15 protein-coding genes are annotated in these 21,472 nt (G+C 40.4%); 9 read left to right on the forward strand and 6 right to left on the reverse strand.

Translation table 11 applies throughout. The annotated features are described in order from the left end of the window. Window positions 1-16 precede the first annotated feature (16 nt). The 4 genes from RMZ95_RS12415 to RMZ95_RS12430 all read left to right on the forward strand — a co-directional run bounded on the left by RMZ95_RS12415 (window position 17) and on the right by RMZ95_RS12430 (window position 5,728). A complete protein-coding gene (locus RMZ95_RS12415; protein WP_322683813.1) occupies window positions 17-1,006 on the forward strand; it encodes an alpha/beta hydrolase in 990 nt (329 codons plus the stop codon). 252 nt (window positions 1,007-1,258) lie between these two features. Continuing rightward, on the forward strand, window positions 1,259-2,167 hold the full coding sequence (locus tag RMZ95_RS12420) for an alpha/beta hydrolase (protein ID WP_322683814.1): 909 nt from the start codon (window positions 1,259-1,261) through the stop codon (window positions 2,165-2,167). 93 nt (window positions 2,168-2,260) lie between these two features. Further along, on the forward strand, window positions 2,261-3,931 hold the full coding sequence (locus RMZ95_RS12425) for a phosphatidylglycerol lysyltransferase domain-containing protein (RefSeq protein WP_322683815.1): 1,671 nt from the start codon (window positions 2,261-2,263) through the stop codon (window positions 3,929-3,931). 405 nt (window positions 3,932-4,336) lie between these two features. Beyond that, window positions 4,337-5,728, forward strand: coding sequence for a hypothetical protein (locus RMZ95_RS12430; protein ID WP_322683816.1), 1,392 nt, complete (start codon window positions 4,337-4,339; stop codon window positions 5,726-5,728). A 144-nt stretch (window positions 5,729-5,872) separates the two neighbouring features. Here the strand turns inward: RMZ95_RS12430 and RMZ95_RS12435 are convergent, their stop codons facing one another. The 3 genes from RMZ95_RS12435 to RMZ95_RS12445 form a co-directional block, all read right to left on the reverse strand. Then, window positions 5,873-7,507, reverse strand: coding sequence for an ATP-binding protein (locus RMZ95_RS12435; RefSeq protein ID WP_322683817.1), 1,635 nt, complete (start codon window positions 7,505-7,507; stop codon window positions 5,873-5,875). A 305-nt stretch (window positions 7,508-7,812) separates the two neighbouring features. Continuing rightward, a complete protein-coding gene (locus RMZ95_RS12440) occupies window positions 7,813-8,178 on the reverse strand; it encodes a hypothetical protein (protein ID WP_322683818.1) in 366 nt (121 codons plus the stop codon). Window positions 8,179-8,215: 37 nt separating this feature from the next. Then, entirely contained in the window at window positions 8,216-8,824 is a 609-nt protein-coding gene (locus RMZ95_RS12445) for a site-2 protease family protein (RefSeq protein WP_322673477.1), read from the reverse strand. A gap of 519 nt (window positions 8,825-9,343) precedes the next feature. Here RMZ95_RS12445 and RMZ95_RS12450 point away from each other — a divergent pair. Together RMZ95_RS12450 and RMZ95_RS12455 are read left to right on the forward strand one after the other, a co-directional pair. Further along, entirely contained in the window at window positions 9,344-9,619 is a 276-nt protein-coding gene (locus RMZ95_RS12450; protein ID WP_094349845.1) for a DUF485 domain-containing protein, read from the forward strand. Window positions 9,620-9,700: 81 nt separating this feature from the next. Beyond that, window positions 9,701-11,269 carry a sodium:solute symporter family transporter gene (locus tag RMZ95_RS12455; protein ID WP_322683819.1) on the forward strand — a complete coding sequence of 523 codons (1,569 nt, stop codon included), beginning with the start codon at window positions 9,701-9,703 and terminating at the stop codon, window positions 11,267-11,269. A gap of 247 nt (window positions 11,270-11,516) precedes the next feature. Here the strand turns inward: RMZ95_RS12455 and RMZ95_RS12460 are convergent, their stop codons facing one another. Both RMZ95_RS12460 and RMZ95_RS12465 read right to left on the reverse strand, forming a co-directional pair. Further along, window positions 11,517-12,359 (reverse strand): tetratricopeptide repeat protein, encoded by an 843-nt coding sequence (locus tag RMZ95_RS12460; RefSeq protein WP_322683820.1) that lies wholly within the window; start codon window positions 12,357-12,359, stop codon window positions 11,517-11,519. Between the two features lie 233 nt (window positions 12,360-12,592). Further along, complete coding sequence (locus RMZ95_RS12465; protein ID WP_322683821.1) at window positions 12,593-13,513, reverse strand: ribonuclease D; 921 nt, start codon at window positions 13,511-13,513, stop codon at window positions 12,593-12,595. A 467-nt stretch (window positions 13,514-13,980) separates the two neighbouring features. On the opposite strand from RMZ95_RS12465, the gene RMZ95_RS12470 reads away from it, so the two are divergent. Next, window positions 13,981-14,439, forward strand: coding sequence for a BON domain-containing protein (locus tag RMZ95_RS12470; RefSeq protein ID WP_322683822.1), 459 nt, complete (start codon window positions 13,981-13,983; stop codon window positions 14,437-14,439). A 506-nt stretch (window positions 14,440-14,945) separates the two neighbouring features. On the opposite strand, the gene RMZ95_RS12475 is transcribed toward RMZ95_RS12470, so the two are convergent. Next, complete coding sequence (locus tag RMZ95_RS12475) at window positions 14,946-15,767, reverse strand: carbonic anhydrase (protein WP_322673483.1); 822 nt, start codon at window positions 15,765-15,767, stop codon at window positions 14,946-14,948. Window positions 15,768-16,427: 660 nt separating this feature from the next. On the opposite strand from RMZ95_RS12475, the gene smc reads away from it, so the two are divergent. Continuing rightward, window positions 16,428-20,093 carry a chromosome segregation protein SMC gene (gene smc, locus RMZ95_RS12480; protein ID WP_322683823.1) on the forward strand — a complete coding sequence of 1,222 codons (3,666 nt, stop codon included), beginning with the start codon at window positions 16,428-16,430 and terminating at the stop codon, window positions 20,091-20,093. 60 nt (window positions 20,094-20,153) lie between these two features. Beyond that, the gene (locus RMZ95_RS12485; RefSeq protein ID WP_322683824.1) at window positions 20,154-21,152 is read left to right on the forward strand and encodes a PRC-barrel domain-containing protein; all 999 of its coding nucleotides are present in this window, start codon (window positions 20,154-20,156) and stop codon (window positions 21,150-21,152) included. Window positions 21,153-21,472 lie beyond the last annotated feature (320 nt).

The following is a 21,472-nucleotide window of genomic DNA, read 5'->3' on the forward strand; positions in this document are numbered from 1 at the left end:
TCAATTCCCTTCAAAGATGAACTACAAACAATCTAAAACTCTCTTGCTATTTTCAGTATTAACTCTAGTTAGCTGTAATTTTTACCAAAGTGTCGTTGCAAAACCACCGCAACAGCAGAATTTACAAACAACGCCTTCCGTTGTTCCAACCCAGCGCAATACTAGCAACTCAGAAACTCCCCTAACCTATAAAATTGAAACCTACGATAGTCAAGCAATGGGTGCAAGTCGCACTTATGGCGTTTCTTTACCTCCTGGCTATGAGCAAAACCCAAAACAAAGGTATCCTGTAATCTTTCTCCTCCACGGTGGACATGGTAATCCCAGTGATTGGTTTATTCAGAATAAGGGACAAGCTCTCAAGACTGTAGAACAACTTTATACTACAGGTAAGTTGCCACCCAGCATCATCATTACACCAGATGGCAACGACAAACGTGGCTCTAGTCCATACCGAGATCCCGAATATATCGATGGCCCTAATGGTAAAGTCTCTACAGCCGTGGGCGATGAGTTAGTAAAAGTTGTGCAAAGCCGTTATCGGACAATAAATAATCCAGATTTTTGGGCGATAGGTGGTTTATCTTCTGGTGGTTGGGGAGCAATAAATGTCGGATTACACAACCTGGATCGTTTCTCGATTTTATTTAGTCATAGTGGTTATTTTAATGATAAAAGTGGCCCGGCGAATAGCCCAATATTTTATATCAAAACCATTCCTATACAAGCTCAAAAAAGGTTAAAAATCTACCTGGATTCGGGTACATCAGATATTGATGAACTCAAGGAAGCCGAGCGATTTAGTAAAGTACTAAACCAACTGAAAATTTATAATTCATTTCGTGAGTTTCCTGGCAGTCACACTTGGCAATACTGGCGGAAGCATTTAGCAGATTCATTGACATTTGTCGGCGAACAATTTCGAGCTTCAGAAACAGCAAATATGGCTGATAAAACTTTAAGTATTAATCATAAAAAAATGCTCAAAATAATTAAAAATCCATAGTACAGTCTCTAAAGTAAGGAAAAATTTGTAGTAAGCACTTTAGTGCTGAGAAAATTAAGGACTAAAATCCTTACTACGAATTTACTTACCCATCAATTTAAACTTGACAGACCACTAGTAGAAATAATACTATTTTGCCAGCCAGTTAATACTTTAAAACTAAAGTAAAAAAGTATACTGCAATTTTTAAAAGATTCATTATAGTAAGTTCTAATGGAGGTAATTTTTTTAAGTTAAAACAATATAAAAAATATGAAGATTTCTAAATTTGTAATTGGCTTAGTAGGAGCGATCGCACTCCTCACTAGCGTTGGTTATTATTATGTATTCATCTTAGGTGCGCCACAACTAGACCCACCCAAAAAAGAGGCAAATACTGGGCTAAAGTTTCAATTAGCAACCTTCAACTCCCAAGCGATGGGTGCAGTCCGTAACTACGGCGTGATTTTGCCCCCTAGTTATAGCAAAAATCCCCAAAAGCGCTACCCTGTGATATTCTTACTACACGGTGGTCATGATGACGCTCGTGCTTATGCTGATAAATACGCACTTTTAGATGTATTGCATGAACTTTATCAAAGTGGAAAATTACCGCCATCGATTGTGATTACACCTGATGGTAATGATAATCGCGGTTCTAGTCCTTTATACGACCCCGATTATTTTGATGGGCCGAATGGCAAAATGGGGACTTTGATTGGTTCAGAATTAGTACAAGTTGTCAAGTCGCGCTACCGCACTTTGGAAGAACCCCAATTTTGGGCACTAGGAGGTTTATCTTCTGGAGGATGGGGTGCATTTAATATTGGATTACGCTATCTCAACAACTTTCAGATTTTGTTTAGCCATAGCGGTTACTTTACTGATGACAGCGGTTCACAAAATAGTCCTCAACAAATTGTGCAACAGCTACCAGTTAAAGATAGGAAGCGATTGCGTGTTTACCTAGATGCGGGTGTGAACGATCCTAATTTGTTAGCCTCTACCAAAGCCTTTAACGAAACCTTAAATAAATTAGGCATTGCTCACGTATTTTATGCATTTCCTGGCGGTCATGGTTTGTCTGGTGCTAATGTAGGCTGGAACTACTTCCACAAACATCTTAAAGATTCACTCTCCTATGTCGGAGAACAGTTTAAACAATTAGGAGTTAAGAGTTAAGAGTTTTAACGCCATAACAAATGACAAATGACAAATGACCAATGACCAATACTTCGGCTTCGCTCAGTACAAGTGACCAATGACAAATGACAAATGACAAATAATTTAAAAACTCAGATTGGACTTTGGAGTGCAGCTTTCCTAACAGGTTTAGTCGGAGTAGTAAATTTATTATCAGCAGTGACACCTAACCTATATGGTCGGACTCACTGGTTAAATGAATTTTTACCATTTGAAATTCGTGCCAGCGGTCATATATTTGCAGCATTGACTGGGTTTATTTTATTAACACTTGCTACTAATTTATTACGCCGTAAAAGAATAGCCTGGTTACTTACCATTGGTTTATTAATAATTTCCATTTTCAGCCATTTGCTAAAAGGACTGGACTATGAAGAAAGCCTACTCTCTGGAGTTTTGCTGCTGCAATTAATCTTGATGCGCCATTATTTCACGGCGCAATCAGACCGTCCTTCGATTGCACGGGGAGTCAGAGTGCTGATAGGCGCTTTATTATTTACTCTGGCATACGGAACTATTGGATTTTACTTGTTAGACGGCAAATTTTCAGAGAATTTTAATTGGCGGGAAGCAATAGTTCAGACTTTGGCGATGTTCTTCACCGAGGATAATTGGGGACTGCAACCAAAGAGTCGATTTGGAGAATTTTTTGCTAATTCTATCTATATTATTGCCGCAGGTACTATTACTTATGCAATAGTTATGCTGTTGCAACCTGTGTTTTTGCGCAATCTAACAACTACAAATGAGCAAAGAAGAGTTAAAGAAATTGTCGAGCAATATGGATGTTCTTCTTTAGCAGCGCTTACACTCTTAAATGATAAAAGTTATTATTTCAGTCCTTCGGGTAATAGTGTAATTGCTTATGTTCCCAAAGGACGGGGCGCGATCGCCTTAGGAGATCCCATCGGCCCCATTGAAGACCGCAAAGAGACAATTATTGCTTTCCAACAGTTTTGTCAGCGTAATGACTGGTATCCTGGCTTTTACCAAACTATGCCCGATGATGTTGAACTTTACAAATCGTTAGGGTTTAAAGTACTTAAGATTGGAGAAGAAGCGATCGTTGACTTAAAAAGTTTTACCTTACAAGGTAAAGCCGGTAAAAACTTTAGACCATCAATCAGTCGTTTAACTAAGCTAGGATACCAAATCGACTTTTACCAACCACCCATCGCCAATGATTTATTGCATCGGCTCAAATCTGTGAGTGATGAATGGTTGAAAATGGTACAAGGTTCAGAAAAACAATTTTCTTTGGGTTGGTTTGACGAAGCTTACCTGCGAGAGTGCGAGATTGCTGTGGTGCATAATCCTGAAGGTAACATCAGCGCCTTTGCCAACATTATCCGCGAGTACCAACTCAACGAAGCGACTATTGACATGATGCGACATCGCTCATCTCTTGAAAATGGCACAATGGACTTTCTATTTATTTCCCTGCTCCAGCATTTTAAAGAGAATGGCTACGATAGCTTTAATTTCGGTCTTTCTGCACTTGCTGGAGTTGGAGACAACCCAGAATCGCGCCGCTTGGAGAAAGTATTGCGCTATCTTTACGAGCATTTGAATCGTTTCTACAACTTCAAGGGACTGCACGCCTACAAAGACAAGTTCCGTCCCCGTTGGGAACCGCGTTACTTAGTTTACCCCAGTTTAGCTGCCTTACCAGATGTAGTTGTAGCATTGATTCGTGCAGATTCAGGCGATCGCCTCTTCGATTATTTCAAACCCGGAGCCTAAATCTAGACTCAAAACAAAGCAATATCTACCAGCGGCTACGCCTACACAGCTTGTCCTTTTTATGATACAATTGTACTATAATTAAAGGCAAGGCTGTTCTTCGCGTTGCCTAAATTCCTAGCGAATAGACTCAAAACTTACTTTGCGTTCCTCTGCACTATACTCTGCGCGACGGCAGTCGCTACAACGGGGAGGCAGCGAGGTCTTGGGGGTTTCCCCCATGAGTGACTGCCGTGGGAACCCCCGCAACGCGATGCCTCCCCTCTGCGTTTAAACTTAAACCCTCAATCATCCACAAACTTACCATTAAATTTCACACGGTAAGAACAGTTTATTTTGGAATATTAATAAACTTCAATAACCGTTGTTATAAAAGATTATTGACCTTATTCGCAAGGTGACAATATGAGCGACAATAAAATTTCTCTAGTAGAATTAATCCAAATTTTTGGACAATACTGCAATAACATTATCATCAATATCAAGCATTTACAAGAGCATTATCAAAGAACAGGTATTAAACGTATTAGAGGCATTAGAAACGAAAATGGAGAACTGTTACAACCTTGGTTAACAACAGAATATATAGATAATGCTGAGTACGTTGACATGGGCGAGTTTCAGTTTAGCCGCAACGCTGCTACTATCAATATGCTTATCAAGCGTAGAGTTAAACTTGCAAAATTTGAAGACCAAACTCCTACTATTGAAGTAGCAGGCTTGTTAGTAAATGACCTCAACGCTTTTAATAATTACACGATTGTAAGTGACGGTAAAATAAACGTAAAGTCATTACAAGTCAAAATTAGCAGTAAAAAAGTCTTTGATTTACTCAAACAAAAAGGCATACTAGACGCAGAAGAATTTGACTTTCGGGCAGAATATACGATTCAGTTAGATAATTTGCCACTTGTAGCTGCTAATAGTAGTTACAGCAGTATTGATGGACTATTCAATGAACTCGCAGAAATTAAAGTACTGAATAGTATTATGTGCGCTCACTTGAAAAATGAGTCAGATGTATTTATCGAGACGCAGTTAGATGAGTTTAAAAAGCACTATCTGTCTAAGAACACTTACATCAACTTTCCTACAACCAATGAGTACACTGATATCAGCGAAGCTTTAGCTAATGGTACTATCGACTCCAAATTGAGTTATAAAATCGATATCGGCAGTCAAGATATTCTGAATCTGAGTAAATTACCTTCTGCTAACAAGTTTCTCAATAGAATGTATCGCCTCTATGACAAAGAAACCGGAGAAATTATCATTAAACCGAGTTTTGAGATAGTATTTAATGAAAATCTCGCTATTAGGCACAGCTTATTATCATCACGTACCAAGATTACAAAAGCTGACGAATTGATGAAACCAATTTTTGATGATTTTCTTGGGCTTGAGCAAAATGGCATTGTTGAAGGTATTCTTAAGAAAGTTGGTGCTGATAGTTTAGCGCAGTTATTAGAGGATAAACAAACTGGTACGCAGATCGGCAAAGAAGAAATGGTTGCAGCTTTAACAGTGGCAAATAAAAAGTTAGAACAATATGCAGAAAATATCTACCAAGATAAAATATCTCCCTTAGTATTTTACATTGGTTGTACTGGACTATTGCCAGATAAAATGAAAGCCAAAGCCATAACTGCTGATGAAGCTGCTGCGAAATATCCAAATTTGCAATTCTCTAAAAATGAGCAAGAAGGCAGTTTTTTTGCAGTTGCTGATAGTATTATCAGTATCTATACCAAAACAGAATATTACAGTAAAGTTGTTTCTGCCAGTACAGCTAATTAGATTATATAGCAATTAGAATTTTTGCTGATTACACAGTAGTGGCACAAATAGTTGTGTCACTACAAATATGTATTATGAATCTAATTGATAACTGCTGGAAAAACTTCATAGAAAATCCCAAAATATTAAAGATTTTTAGTATTTTTACACTTCTTTATTGTCAAGCAGTAAATTTGGCTGTATGGATTTATTTTGTCGAATAGGAATCTCAATTATAAATGTTGCTCCTTCTCCTAGAGATGAAATACATCGCAGTTGACCCTGATGTTTTTCTGTGACAATTTGATAACTAATTGACATCCCTAAACCAGTTCCCTTACCTACTTTAGTTGTAAAGAAGGGATCGAATAGACGTTGTTGAATTTCTTGCGACATTCCTACTCCATTGTCAGCAATCTCAATAGCAACCCAATCTGAGTTGAGTAACTCAGTGCGAATAGTGATTTGTAGATTACAACTTGACTCCTGGTTATTGACATATAACTCTTCCAAAGCATCGATCGCGTTAGTAATAATATTCATAAACACCTGGTTAAGTTGACCGGCGTAACACTCTATTAGAGGGAGTTGACTATACTTTTTAATAATTTTGATTTCGCAACTGTCAGGCTTGCCTTTGAGGCGGTTTTGTAGAATCATTAGCGTACTATCAATACCGCTATGAACATCCACTGCTTTCATTTCTGCTTCATCCAGTCGTGAGAAATTCCGTAACGACAGTACAATGTTGCGAATGCGATCGCTGCCGATTTGCATAGAATTTATTAATTTTTGTAGGTCTTTAATCAGAAAATCTAACTCGATCGCTTCTATTTCTTCCTGAATCACTGGTGTTGGATGAGGATATTCTTTTTGGTAAAGTTGCAGTATTTCTAACACTTGTTGAATGTATTCTTTAGCATGAGTAATGTTGCCATTGATAAAGCTAATCGGATTATTAATTTCGTGAGCTATACCTGCAACCAATTGTCCCAAAGAAGACATTTTTTCTGTTTGAATTAGTTGTGCTTGAGTTTTTTGTAATTGTTCAAGGGTTTCTTGAAGTTGTTGATTTTTTTGAGTTAATTCCTGCTCCCTTTGTCGCAAAGCAGACTCAGCTTTTTTGACAGCAGTAATATCTAAACCCATTTCCACAACCATCGGCTGACCATTCATATCCTTGAATGGATAATCGTAAATCTGATATACCCGATCTGTTTTACTATCTACCCATTCCCAGAGTTGCGGAGTGTTACTGTCAAAAACACGAAAGGTAGGACATTCAGGACAAGGTTGTTTTAATCCGGCGATCGCTTCGTAACAACGTTTCCCTGTAGGATCTCCAAATACCTCACGGAAGCGTTGGTTATAAAATCCCACCCCGTAATCCTTTGGTTGCAGATAGAGAAAAGCTGGTAACTGATTGAGTAGGTTATAAAGGCTTTCCCGTTCGGTTTGCAGCGCTTCTATTCGCCGCAGTTGTTGGCTAATGTCTTTACCTACTGCATAAATGAGTCCCTTTTGAGAAGTTGATAAACTCCAACACAACCACCGATAACTACCATCTTTATGAAGATAACGGCTGTCCCACTGCAACTGTTGCTGTGGTTCCGTTGGCAAGTGACTGATTGTGATATCATCTGGATGCACTAATCCCAGCCACAAATGCCCGATTAAGTTTTCCGGTTTCCATCCCAATACTTGTTCCCATGCTGGATTAACTTGTTGGTAAAAACCATCTTGTCCGATGATACAAAATAGGTCAGATGAAAGGTTAAAAAAGTCTTCCAGATCAAACACAGTAATCTTGCCACTCAAGTTGTGTCTTTAAGGTAACTAAGCATATCCACTAACTTCAATGTTAGGATTACTGAAGTAATCACTATCCAATATTTTTCAGTATTCTTTTAAAAGACTGTAAATATAAGCACCATTTATTAGGGATTCCCTAAAATACAGGTAGAGCTTGGACTAATTACAGAAGAAATTGAACTTGTGGGTGAAGACATCAAAACAATAACACTACCTATAATCTGTAAAGACAATAACAAAATAATACTGTAGTAAATAATTTTTAAATCTTTATTAATGATTTGAAAATAGCGCTATACGAAGGAAGAATAACCTGCAATTCCCACAGAGCCAAAACTTCCAATAATTAATAATCTCATTAATAATTCAATGGAAGAGGTAAATGGCGATCGCTCCCGATCCAAACAGGTCATAAAATTACCTTTTTCAATTACAAAATTTCCTAACACGGAGTTAAATATCCCTGGTTGCACAACCATTAATTGTGGACTTATTTCGTGAGGATATTTGACTAAATGATTATTTCCAGAATGCCATTGATTACTATATTGTCCTACAGATAATGTACTCGCCATTGATTCTCCAGATGGTAGAAGCACAGCAGCAATACTCAAGGCAATACTAGTAGCAGCAACCACAACTTTTTGCTTGATTTTCATTTAAATTTTCCTTTGCCTTTGTCTAAATATTTGCTGTTTACATCCCCAATCCTGACCGGATAAATAAATCAGCAATCCTACCAAGTCCGATCCCAAAACCCGGAACTATAAATAGAACCATCATGGCAAAAAGTCCAAATTGGGTATATTCCAGTGGCTTTAGCTGAGGAAAAATCTCACTGAAGACATGAAAGCCGTCAAGTGGTGGAATTGGTAGCAGATTAAACAGAAATAAGGTCAAATTTATCCGAGCTGCTAGGTAAAGAAATTCAGCACTGAATAGTCCTGAAAGACTCAAATTAGCTAGAATTTTAAGCATCACAATAAATAGAATGCCTAAAGCTAGATTCGATAATGGGCCTGCTGCTGATACCAAAATATTGCCTAGCTTCCCAGAGCGAAACTTAGATGGGTTGACGGGCATTTGTCCCCAAGCTATACCCATGAGACAGAGAAAGATGATTGATTCTTTGCCCATGTGAACTACAGGATTCAGTGTCAGATGACCAGTCTGTTGTGGAGTATTATCTCCCTGACTCATCGCAGCCCAGCCGTGAGCAAGTTCATGCAAAGTGATGGAGAATATAACAATTACAACGATTCTGAAAAAATGAATCGGGTTTGTGATTAGTGTTTCGATAAACATACGTACTAAATTTTGGTAATGCCCTATCTGTGTAAAGACAAAATAATAGTATAAATTTTATCAAATCACTTACTTAAGTCACTACTGTAATTTTTGGTATATTTTATAAATTAAAATTTACTACTTTTATTAATCTCAGTTGATTTTATAGCTTAAAAAAAGTAGTTCATAACACTTGAAGGATTTTAAAACCTGGGAATAACTACGTATTTATTTTATTTTTTAGTATCTAAAAAGTTAATTTGTTAGCTAATAAATCAATTTTAATGTATAATAAAATACTTAAATGTGCAAAATCACAAATCGATGAGCTTTATTTGTGTCTAACTGCATCTATAGTTTTATATTTCTTGACTCAAAACAGAGTCGCTATTGTCTTGTTATTTGGGTATATCACTTTGCAAAGTTAATTTTATTACCTGATATAGCAATATATTTACTAATAATCTTTAAGAAAATTACGCAGAAATCAGCTTCAATGAGACAATCTGACCTAATCTTCTCAACCTAAAGGAAGACATGAACGATCGCACAAAGGCTCTCCAGGCACTCGCCGCTGAACGTTGGCGGGTATCCTTGATTCTGACTGGAGCCATGATGTTTATTTACTTTGGCTTTATCCTATTAATCGCGTTCAATAAACCCCTGCTGGGGTCATTAGTAGTTCCTGGCCTCAGCCTGGGAATTTTACTAGGGGCGCTGGTAATTGTCTCAGCATGGGTATTAATTTTTATCTATGTGCGTTGGGCAAATAGTAGTTATGACGACCAAATTGCAAGGCTGACACGCAAGTAAAAAAGTGCTGAGTGCTGAGTAAGGCAATTAGCTATAAGCAATTTCTAGTCCCAAATTCAAAAATACTAAACCAAAAAAAGCATGAATAGTGTGTGGTTCAATCTGCCACTGGCGGCGGATATTACCAGTCTTGGTAAGTTTAACCCGTTGGCGATCGCTTTCTTTTTTCTGTTTGTTGTAAGTTCTTTAGGCATTACCTATTGGGCGGCAAAGCTCACCAAAAATACGGCACAGTTCTATACAGCTGGCGGTAAGATTAGCGGTTTCCAAAATGGGCTGGCCCTAGCAGGAGACTTTATGAGTGCAGCTAGCTTTTTAGGTATCGCTGGACTGGTCGCACTCAACGGCTTTGACGGCTTAATTTATTCTATCGGCTTCTTGGTGGGCTGGCCGATTGTCATGTTCCTAATTGCCGAACCACTACGTAACTTAGGTAAATACACTTTTGCTGATGTAGTGGCTTTTCGCTTGCAGCAAAAACCTGTACGTATTGCCTCTGCAATTGGAACGCTGGTAGTAATTAGCTTTTACTTAATTGCCCAGATGGTAGGTGCTGGGGAGCTAATCAAACTATTGTTTGGCTTTGATTATGAATTAGCTGTGGTCATCGTCGGTTGTGTGATGATGGCTTATGTGATTTTTGGCGGGATGATTGCCACCACCTGGGTACAAATTATCAAAGCAATTTTGTTGCTTGGCGGAACTATCTTACTAGCTATCTTGGTACTGGCACGATTTGACTTTAACCCGATTGCTCTTTTCGCTGCTGCATCTCAAAAGTATACAGGTGTATTAGCTCCAGGCAAACTGGTTTCCGATCCTTTTGATGCTATCTCCTTGGGGATGTCGTTGATGTTCGGCACTGCTGGATTACCCCACATCCTGATGCGTTTCTACACAGTACCCGACGCTAAAGCAGCGCGGCTCTCTGTTACTTATGCCACAGCTTTTATTGGCGTTTTTTATCTCCTTACCTTTATTCTAGGTTTTGGAGCAATGGTGTTAGTAGGTCAAGATGCCATCAAGCAAATTGGTACTGGTGGTAATATGGCTGCGCCGATGTTGGCAGAATTTCTCGGTGGTGATGCTTTCTTAGGTTTTATTGCTGCTGTTTCCTTTGCGACGATTTTGGCGGTTGTTGCTGGATTGACACTTTCAGGTGCGGCTGCACTGTCTCATGATTTGTGGGTGAACGTAGTGCGTTCGGGTCATGCCGATGAGTCAGAACAACTGAAGGTGGCTCGCGGTGCGACAATGCTTTTGGGATTAGTGGCAATATTCCTGGGCATCTTGTTTAAAGGGCAAAACGTGGCTTATATGGTAGGTTTAGCATTTGCGATCGCTGCGAGTGCAAACTTCCCAGCATTGCTCTTATCCATGCTTTGGCGACGCTTCACAACCAATGGTGCAGTTGCAAGTATGTTAGTAGGAACTGTCTCCTCTTTGGTGCTGATTTATTTATCACCTACTATTCAAGTTACAATTCTCAAGCACGCTTCTGCACCCTTTCCCCTGAAAAATCCTGGATTAATCAGTATCCCACTGGCGTTTATTGTAGCGATCGTCGTTTCACTATTGAGTACTGAACAACAGGCACAGGAAAAATTTGCGGAAGTTGAAGATCGCATTCACATTGGTTCTGGGATGTGATTTTGTCATTTGTCATTTGTCATTTGTCATTTGTCATTTGTCATTAAGCATTGGGCATTTGTCATTTGTCATTAAGCATTGGGCATTGGGCATTGGGCATTGGGCATTGGGCATTGGGCATGGAGAAGAGACAAGGTAGATCGAGAAGAGGGGGGAGACTTGGGAGAGACTTGTTCTATAATTCCCCCTTGTCCCCCTTGTCCCCTTGTCCCCTTGTCCCCTTGTCCCCTGCTCCCCTGCCCCTCTGCTACTGTCCAAGTTCTTTGATATTATTCATCACTTGTTGGTATAAGTCGTTGTTACCTTGACTTTGAAAAATACTTGCTGCTTGTTGTAAGTCCTTGAGCGCCCCCTCTTTGTCTCCATTGCTGGCGCGGACATTTCCTCGGTTATTGTAGGCAGGGGCAAAGTTACGATTGAGGCGAATGGCTTGATTGTAATCTGCGATCGCCCCTTCTAGTTCTCCATTGGTAGCACGAGCATTTCCTCGGTTATTATAGGCGATCGCATATTTTGGGTTGAGCAGAATTGCTTGGTCAAAATCATCTAGTGCCCCTTTTTTATCTCCATTGGTGGCGTGGGCATTTCCTCGGTTATTGTAGGCTTCGGCATAGTTGGGATTCAGGCGAATTGCTTCACTGTAATCTTTAACTGCTTCTCTGTTATTTCCCAGTGACGCGCGGGCATTCCCCAAGTTATTGTAGGCTTCGGCGTCGTTAGGATTGATGCGGAGGGCTTGATTGTAATCTGCGATCGCTTTTTCCTTGTCTCCCAAATCAAAGTAGGCTAATCCCCGCGCGTTGTAGGCAGCGCCATACTGAGAATTTTGACTAATTGCCTTACTATAAGAAGCGATCGCGGCTTGCAAGTCGCCGTTTAAATGCTGATTCTTTCCCTGAAGATAAAATTCCCCACCAATGGAAGTTGTAGCTGAACCACGGCTAGGTTGACTAACTCCTATTTCTGTTACTAATACATTGTCATTCTTACTACAAGAAATAGTGCTAGTTGCTGTCAATGTCGTAAAAATAGCTATGGTAAATAAAGTATTTACCCTTGTTCGCTTTTGCCCAAATAAACGCCGTCTCATAAGTTAATATAAACTGCCATAATACCTGAATGGAATTAATACCAAAATCTAGATTTTAATTCTTTAACTCAATAACTATTCTAACTTTTGATCGTCCTTTCAAGTTAATTGACAAATTTCCCTAATATTTTATAGATTTCTCAGATAAGGGAGGAGGAAAGAATTATTAAATTTCAATATTTATTCTTCACAATCACTCTATAAAATCAGACATTTGTAGCCTGATGAACAATTTACTCATCCTCAGCTTCACTCTCTGGAGTTTTAGAAGTTAGCCGCCAAGAGGTATTTTTATCAATATCTACAGATAGTTGTTCTAGATTTTGCCCTAAATCTTTTTGGAGTTTCTGAGTTAGCGTAATCGGAAAATCTAAATTAATACCTTGAGTTTGTGCTAGCTTTGCCAATTCTGTAAATGCAGCTTTGATTGTAGTTCGTTCATAACTAGTCAGCTTATAATCATAAGTTTCTGATATATTCTGAGTCTGCATGGCTTTTTTTATACGTTCTTGCAAATGCTCAAATTCTGAATTCAACAACTTCCACTGCTGCTCAACTTGCGAGTATCTAGCACTTAGCGAACTTAAGTCTTCTGTTGCAGGTTCGGGGCTGGCTTGGGCTTGTAAGCCTAACAAGTTTAGGTGAATTTGAGCAAGATAAATGCAGTCTAGGTAAGCATACTCTATCTGTTCTTCAGTCAGAGGGCGTTTTGCCCAATCGCTTTTTTGTTCTTGTTTATCGATATTATTAAAGCTACAAAGTGCTGTAGCTATGGTCTGGAGTTGGTAGTTGGGTAATGGCAAAAGATAGTAGGGAATTTTTTTGGCCATATCCAAAGTGCAAGTAATATTTTTGGCTTTCTTGCTACCGAGAAATTTTAGATCGTAACTCGTGTTGTGAAAAACTTTTTCAATGGCAGAATTTATCATAATTTTATCAATAAATTCAGCTATAATATTAGGTTGGTCTAATACATCTAAAAGATAGACGCGATCGCCACTCATATCTTGAGGATCATCTAATACCTGAATCAGCGATAATCGGGGATTACGACTTTTGTAGTCAGCGACTTCTGTATCTATCCACAATGTTTTAGCGTTTGTATATTCAGCAACAATGGCACGAATTTCGCTAGCCGAAGTAAGGTAGGGCATTGACTAATATTTCCTGATATTTAAGGCATTGTAAGTAAGCCATAGTTTTATAAAGTAACATTTTGCTGGCAAGAATGCTTATACAGAATTGCAAAAAAGCTGAAGTTTGAAGTTCGTCATAGACATCGCCAAATTGACTCAAATCTGATAACATCGAGTCACTACTGTGGAGTGGCATAGTCTACCATCAAAAGAGCTACTGTGCATCTACATTAAATTCATCGAAAGCCACAGACTGGGTGTAAAGCCATCCTGGTTAGCAGCCGTCAGAAAAATTGAATTGACATTTCTCAAAACCGGGTGCAAAATCTTAGCTTCAAGAAATCGTCCAAATTTCAATTTTCAGTAACCTGAGCTATTGCTGAAGCACTTTTGCTACTTCACTTTTAATTGTTTTTTTAAATTTGCTCCTCACCATCACACACACCTCAATTAACCGCTTCAAGTATTCAATTCGGAGATAAATAATGAAAAAACTAATTCTATTAGTAGTTAGTAGCATTTTGGTAGTTGGTACTTTTGGCTGCCAAGAGGCTCCTAAAACTGGTTCCGAAACTCCTAGCACAACTAATGAAGCCGCTCAAGCACCAGCAAAACCAGCTTCAAACACAAATCAAACTGCCAAAGTGCCAGAAACACAAACTACTCCTTTAGCAGCTAGTACAGGTACTAAAGTTAAAACCGATGCTGAAAAAATGGCAGCAACAAAAGCTAAGAGCGACTTAAAAACTGAAGTTAGCGCTAAGTTAAATAAAGGCTTACCAGGCAACAAGTTACAAGTTGAAAACAAACAGAGTGAAATTATCCTCAAAGGTACAGCTGCTTCTGTTGAAGAACTCAAGAAAGCTGAAACCTTGGCTAAAGAAGTCCAAGGTGTGAAGACGGTGAAGGTAGAAGCAAAAATTGATGCTGTAAAAAAGCCATAAAAGAATAACTGAAGCTTTCAGTTAGCATCAACATGGAAGCCAAATAGAGACTTATATCTGTATAAGTCTCTATTTTGACTTGCTTAAATAAACGTAAGTTCGACAAGTATTATTTGACCTCTCCCCCAACCCCTCTCCGACACGGAGCTACGGTGTACACACATCTCTAAAAATCCTACCCACCCACCCAATATTTCTATTCAAGTGAAAGTCTTACACTGAGCAAATATCCCGCCCAGAACTAAAGTTCCGGGCTGATAGCTAGAGTCCTCTAAAAGAGGACTAAACAAGAAATTTAGTTTAGTCCTCTTTTAGAGGACTTTGCTTATGAGACTCGGAATTTATTCCGAGGCGGGATAGATCACTGTACACTGTAGCCGACACGGAGAGGGGAGCAAAAGCTGAATTTTTCATTGCTCCTCCCTTTCCGTTTCGGGGAGGGCAGGGTGGAAAAACCTCACCCTCAACCCTCTAATAGAATGTTTGAAATTCTATATTTTTATCTTTCAACTTCCATTATTTGAACCTCGATAAATTCGCTCCATCTGCTCTGGAGAAAGTCGTCTCATTGGAAACCACTCAAATGGAGAAACAGACTGTTTCTCATAAGGTTGAACATCATCCTGCTGGTTTTGGGGGGAACGCACAGCTAAATTGGTATTTGTAACCTCACCTCTGAATGACTCATCTATTTCTGATTCTGCAAACAGAGTTTGAGGCAAAACATAAGCGTGCTTCTGGGGATCGTATGCGAAAACTTCTCCTGTTTCAATGTGATAAATCCAAGCATAAATGCTGAGTTCCCCCTGATAAAGCTTAGAGTGAATCACTGGATATGTCCGCAAATTCTCAATTTGAGTCAGAACATTTTCGGCTATCATAATCTCTAGTAGTTCTTCTTCGTCATAGTGGCTATAGTGGTCTATAACTAGCCTTCGAGTTGCTTCTGCATATTTAAGCCAATCATGTACAAGCGGCATTTCATCGCTGAGATTGTGTAACTTCATTAATCCTTTCATTGCACCGCAATGAGAATGACCACAAATAATAATTTGGCGAACATCTAAAGCTTGAACAGCATATTCAATTGTCGCACCTTCACCGCCATTACTTGCCCCATAGGGTGGAATGATGTTACCTGCATTGCGAATGACAAATAATTCACCAACTTGGGCTTGTGTAATTAGATTTGGATCGAGACGCGAATCAGAACAGGTAATAAATAATACTCTGGGTTTTTGACCGTGTGAAAGTTGCTCAAATAATTTTTGATGTGTCGAAAAATAGCTAGATTTAAATTCGCGCAGACCTTTAATTAATTTCTTCATTACTAATTTCTACAAATATTTGGGGTTAAGAACCATATCACAGACAACGGATTAGGGTAGTAAAGATGACTTTCTTTCTACGTTTTTTCAATTGTAAAGATTACTTTATTATAAATTCATTTGGTGCTTTTAATATCCTCTACCATTTGGTTGAATTACTTTTTTCTCTTGTTCCCCTCAGTTCCTTAGCAGGTAACATTACTGTGTGAGAATGCCTTGAGCGTATTTCAAACTAGTTATATCCTGAGATAAAAATGCGATCGCTTTGTTGTCACGATCGAGCGAAGACGACAGAGACAGAATAAATGATTTAAACTATACCAACTAATTATTCTTATTACTTAAACTTTTCCTGAGTTCGTTCTGGTTGAATAGTTGTAATTTAGGACTGACGCAAACACACGCAAACGCAGAGATTTTTGAATTACAAGTAATTAGTCAGACATGATATTATCTGCTCTGGGAAAATTTTGATGGTCAGTTTGCGACATCAAAATTTTTGCCGTACACTGAGCGATCGCCTGTGGTAAGCCTTTTGGGTGAAGCTTGCAGGCTCATCGCAACGCGTCTACAATAATCCCCAATCCTCCCTCCTACCCTCTTGCGAATTCTTAATTAGTTGATACACTTGTTCTTCATTAGCCCAGGGAACCAGCGCCTATGGTGCACATCAAGCGCGTGGAACTTACGAACTTCAAATCCTTCGGTGGCACTACTTCTGTCCCTTTGCTACCGGGGTGTACTGTCATATCTGGGCCAAATGGTTCGGGTAAGTCTAATATCTTAGATGCATTGCTCTTTTGCCTGGGACTCTCCAGTTCTAAGGGAATGCGAGCCGAACGCTTACCGGATTTGGTAAATAACACTCAAACGGCTAAAGGACGTGCTTCGATTGAGGCTAGCGTCACGGTAACGTTTGATTTGTCAGATGAGATATCACACAAAGACACAAAGGCACAAAGGGAGGAAGTAGAGGAAGTAGGGGAAGTAGAGGAAGCAGGGGAAGAAAATCTAAAATCCAAAATCGCTCGACTGAGCGAAGCCGAAGTCCAAAATCCAAAATTGGACGAGTGGAGTGTTACTAGAAGGCTACGAGTCACTCACCAAGGGACTTACACATCGAATTACTATATCAATGGTGTACCTTGCACGTTAACAGAGTTGCATGGGGAACTAAGTAATCTACGGGTTTATCCTGAAGGCTACAATGTAGTACTGCAAGGGGATGTCACCAGCATTATCTCGATGAATGGGCGGGAACGACGGGAAATTATTGATGAATTAGCTGGGGTGGCAGCGTTTGATCGCAAAATTGTCCAAGCCAAATCAACTTTAGATGAGGTGAAGGAAAAGGAAGATAGCTGTCGGATTATTGAAACGGAATTAACTGCACAACGCGATCGCCTTTCCCAAGATCGGGCGAAAGCTGAGAAATATCAAAAACTCCGCACAGAATTTCTAGCAAAACAATCCTGGGAAGCTGTATTATCATGGCGATCGCTACAAGCACAACAAGAAAAATTAGTTCACGAAATTCAAACAGGCGATCGCAATTCTACTGAACTCACTACCCAACTCACCAACCTAAATTCCGAAATCGTCCAAAAAACTGCTGAACTCGAACAACTCAATGCCCACGTCAAAGCATTGGGAGAAGAGGAACTTTTGGCGGTACAATCTACCCTCGCCACCCAAGAAGCAGAACGTAAACAACTCCAGCGCCAGCTAACGGAATTACAAACAACTTCCCAAGAAACCGCCAAACGTTTAGCTCAAACTCAGCAAGAGATTGAAAAACACCGCCATTCCCTACAAGAAATTTCCGAAACCCAACTTGTAGAGACGCGATTCATCGCGTCTTCCCAGCAACAAAGAAATGAAGCACAACAATCTCTAGAAACCTCCCGCGAAGCCGCCGCAGAAATCGCCTCGGCTTCGGAAGCCTGGGTGCAGCAACAAACAGCATTCAACCGTCAAATAGAAGCTTTGCTGCACACTCTAGAACCGCAACGCACCGAACAAGCACAACTCAGAGAACGCAATAATCAGTTACAGCAGTTAATCCAAGAGCAAACCCAGTTAATTGAACGCGACGAACCGCTACTAGCCCAAAAACAAACTGAATGTAGTCAAATTGAAACAGAATTTAACACCTCTAGCGAACCCATCCAAAACTTAGCCCAAAATCTCTCAGCCACAGAACAAGAACTGCAAATCCAACAGGAAACCCAAAAACGGTTACTTTCCGAACAACGAGAAAAACAACGCCAGTTGGATAAAATCGAGGCACAAGCGCAAGCACAGCAAGAAGTCCAAGGAACCCAAGCTAGTAAAGTCATTTTACAATCAGGAATGCCTGGTGTTTGCGGTTTAGTGGTGCAGTTGGGACTAGTGGAACCCCGCCATCAGCTAGCCTTGGAAATGGCTGCTGGGGGACGCTTGGGACATATTGTGGTGGAAGATGATAGCATCGCCGCAGCAGGTATTGAATTGCTCAAACAAAAACGTGCAGGCAGGGCAACTTTTTTACCACTGAATAAAATTCACGCTCCCAAATTTACCCAAGATGCAACGCTGCGTTTCGCTAGCGGTTTCGTTAACTATGCTGTTAACTTAGTCGATTGCGATCGCCGTTACAAAGATGTATTCAGCTATGTTTTCGGTAACACCGTAGTTTTTGCCAACCTTGAAGCGGCGCGGAAAAATTTAGGACTTTATCGCATCGTCACCTTAGACGGGGAACTCTTAGAAACCAGTGGTGCAATGACTGGTGGTAGTAACACTCAGCGTTCAGCGTTACGATTTGGTACGGGTGAAGCGGCGGAATCTGATGAAGCGATCGCTTTAAAAAGTCGCTTGGTGGATATTGAGCGAATTTTAGAGCGTTGTACAGAAGCGATCGCTACTTTGTCAGCCAGAACCAAAAAACTCAGCCAAGAACTCACAGAATCGCGTCAAGCACGGCGAGAACAGCAGTTGCAATTGGAGCAGTTGCAGAAAGACATTAAGAGTTTAACAGGGCAATTAGAGGGGACGCGATCGCAACTCGCCCAAAACAGCGAAAAATTAGCCACTGCTCAATCCCGATTAGAAATCTTAGAGCGGGAATTACCGGGACAAGAAACTCAGTTGCAACAATTGCGACACGCTTTAGCAGAGTTAGAAGCATCCCAAACCCCCAGTGAATGGCAACAAATCCAGGCAACCATTAAAATTCAAGAGCAACAATTGCAACAACGGGAGACAGCGTTACGCGAAGCCGAACAAAGATTAAAAAATTTAGAAAATCAGCAACAACGATCGCAAGAAAAAATCCAAGAAGCAGAGACACGCATCACCGAATACCAAACCCAACAAACCTCTTGTAGAGACGCGATTCATCGCGTCTTTACACAAACCACAACGATAAACGATCAAATCACCCAAACCCGTTTATCGTTAAATCAAATGGAACAAAATTTAGGAGAAGAAAAACAAAAACGCGACGCTACAGAACAAGAAGTGCGATCGCATCTTTTGCGCCAACAACAATTGGAATGGGAAATCGAAAAACTCCAAGAAACCCAAGAGAAGCGCCGCGAAGAACTAATTGCATTACAAACGCAGTTGCGGGATGTGGGAGCAGAATTACCAAATCCCTTGCCGGAAGTTCCAGATAAGGTAGATTTGGAAGAATTGCAGAAAGAATTGCGATCGCTTACCAAACGCTTACAGGCAATGGAACCTGTGAATATGCTGGCGTTGGAAGAATACGAACGCACGCAAAACCGCCTCCAGGAACTCACGCAAAAATTAGAGACACTAGAAGGAGAACGCACCGAACTACTTTTACGAATTGAAAACTTTACCACATTGCGGCAACTTGCCTTTAAAGAAGCTTTCGATGCTGTCAACGAAAACTTTCAATCAATTTTTGCCATTCTTTCCGACGGCGACGGCTTCTTACAACTTGAAAATCCTGAAGATCCCTTTAGTAGTGGGCTAAATTTAGTCGCACATCCAAAAGGTAAACCCGTACAGCGCCTAGCTTCCATGTCTGGGGGAGAAAAATCACTCACAGCCTTGAGCTTTATCTTTGCCCTGCAACGCTACCGCCCATCGCCATTTTACGCCTTTGACGAAGTAGATATGTTCCTAGATGGAGCAAACGTAGAGCGATTAGCTAGAATGATTAAACAACAGTCACAACAAGCGCAATTTATAGTTGTGAGTTTGCGTCGTCCGATGATAGAATCAGCCGAACGCACAATTGGCGTTACTCAAGCACGAGGAGCTTACACTCAAGTTTTGGGGATTAAGTTACAATCATCCAATACATCTGCTTGAGTTTTTGTTAATAATAGTGTATAGATACAAACCGGATTCGAGATCAGGACTCGGTATAGAATGACCTCCGAACAGATAATTAGGCGTTCCGACATATTAAATACCCAGGTGATTACCCGCGACAACGGCAAGCGGCTAGGCATCATTAGTCAAGTCTGGGTTGATATCGATCAACGAGAGGTTGTGGCTCTTGGTTTGCGAGACAGCCTGATCTCCATTTCGGGCATACCGCGCTATATGTACCTCAACAACATCAGCCAGATTGGTGATGTTATCCTGGTTGATAACGAAGATGTCATTGAAGATATCGAAGTTGAATCTCTCAGTAATTTGATTAACTGGGAAGTAATTACAGAAACAGGTGAAGTCTTAGGCAAAGTTCGGGGCTTCAAGTTCAACGGCGAAAGCGGGAAGCTTGAATCTATAGTCATTGCTTCTTTAGGATTGCCCCAAATTCCCGATCAATTTGTGAGTACTTACGAGTTCTCAGTCGATGAAATTGTCAGCACAGGCCCCAATCGATTGATTGTATTCGAGGGAGCCGAAGAACGAGTAAACCAGTTGACAGTTGGTTTACTAGAACGTCTGGGTATCGGCAAAGCACCTTGGGAGCGAGATATAGAAGAAGACTATGGCGGCTATACTCCACCGCGCCAAGTTACACCAGATAAACAACTGCCTAGTGGAGTACCATTGCAGCCACCCAGGCAAAAAGTTCGCGCCCCCGAACCCATAGCGCGGGAAGAAGAATGGAATGAAGACTATGTGGAAGAGGAAAGGCCACAGCGTCAGGTAATGAAGGCGCGGCAGTATGAATCTATTCAATACGAAGAAGATGAGGAAGAAGATAACTGGAGCGAGGCAACAGGCAACGACAGGTATCAACAACCGCAGCCGCTAAAATATGAAGCCCAGCCCTATAACAAGCCTTATGTTGACGAATACGATGATTATGACGACGTAGACGGCGATGCTTGGGAAGATGCGCCAAAGCCTGTGAATATTCCTAAGAAAGTCAAGGAAAGACAGCCAGAATACGAAGAAGAAGGCGGATATTAAGTAATTCGTAATTCGTAATTCGTAATTCGTAATTTAACCGGAAAATTACGAAGTATTTTAAGATTAATTCAGCCCTTTCCTTAGTTACAAGGAGAGGGCTAATTTTTTAGAACGTAGTGAGAGTGTGTTAGCGACAGCATAAGGCACTGTTTATTTGTATTAGACTTCTTGCAAAAATCCTTGAATTACCCCTCCCCAACCCTCCCCTTGTGAAGGGGAGGGAGCAAGATTTCAAGTTTCCCCCCTTTATAAGGGGGGGATTAAGGGGGGTCTATTCCACTTATGCAAGAGGTCTATCGATCGATCTTGGCAGTAAATTG

The organism is Nostoc sp. DedQUE07 (assembly GCF_034530975.2).
In the GTDB taxonomy this organism is placed as follows: Bacteria; Cyanobacteriota; Cyanobacteriia; order Cyanobacteriales; family Nostocaceae; genus Nostoc.

Bases quoted from the DNA above. Each gene is read 5' to 3' on its own strand.
- RMZ95_RS12485 (WP_322683824.1), top strand. From the start codon at position 20,154: ATGACCTCCGAACAGATAATTAGGCGTTCCGACATATTAAATACCCAG.
- RMZ95_RS12470 (WP_322683822.1), top strand. From the start codon at position 13,981: ATGAAAAAACTAATTCTATTAGTAGTTAGTAGCATTTTGGTAGTTGGT.
- RMZ95_RS12430 (WP_322683816.1), top strand. From the start codon at position 4,337: ATGAGCGACAATAAAATTTCTCTAGTAGAATTAATCCAAATTTTTGGA.
- RMZ95_RS12460 (WP_322683820.1), bottom strand. From the start codon at position 12,359: ATGAGACGGCGTTTATTTGGGCAAAAGCGAACAAGGGTAAATACTTTA.
- RMZ95_RS12465 (WP_322683821.1), bottom strand. From the start codon at position 13,513: ATGCCCTACCTTACTTCGGCTAGCGAAATTCGTGCCATTGTTGCTGAA.
- RMZ95_RS12425 (WP_322683815.1), top strand. From the start codon at position 2,261: ATGACAAATAATTTAAAAACTCAGATTGGACTTTGGAGTGCAGCTTTC.
- RMZ95_RS12450 (WP_094349845.1), top strand. From the start codon at position 9,344: ATGAACGATCGCACAAAGGCTCTCCAGGCACTCGCCGCTGAACGTTGG.
- RMZ95_RS12475 (WP_322673483.1), bottom strand. From the start codon at position 15,767: ATGAAGAAATTAATTAAAGGTCTGCGCGAATTTAAATCTAGCTATTTT.
- RMZ95_RS12420 (WP_322683814.1), top strand. From the start codon at position 1,259: ATGAAGATTTCTAAATTTGTAATTGGCTTAGTAGGAGCGATCGCACTC.
- RMZ95_RS12415 (WP_322683813.1), top strand. From the start codon at position 17: ATGAACTACAAACAATCTAAAACTCTCTTGCTATTTTCAGTATTAACT.
- RMZ95_RS12445 (WP_322673477.1), bottom strand. From the start codon at position 8,824: ATGTTTATCGAAACACTAATCACAAACCCGATTCATTTTTTCAGAATC.
- smc (WP_322683823.1), top strand. From the start codon at position 16,428: ATGGTGCACATCAAGCGCGTGGAACTTACGAACTTCAAATCCTTCGGT.
- RMZ95_RS12440 (WP_322683818.1), bottom strand. From the start codon at position 8,178: ATGAAAATCAAGCAAAAAGTTGTGGTTGCTGCTACTAGTATTGCCTTG.
- RMZ95_RS12455 (WP_322683819.1), top strand. From the start codon at position 9,701: ATGAATAGTGTGTGGTTCAATCTGCCACTGGCGGCGGATATTACCAGT.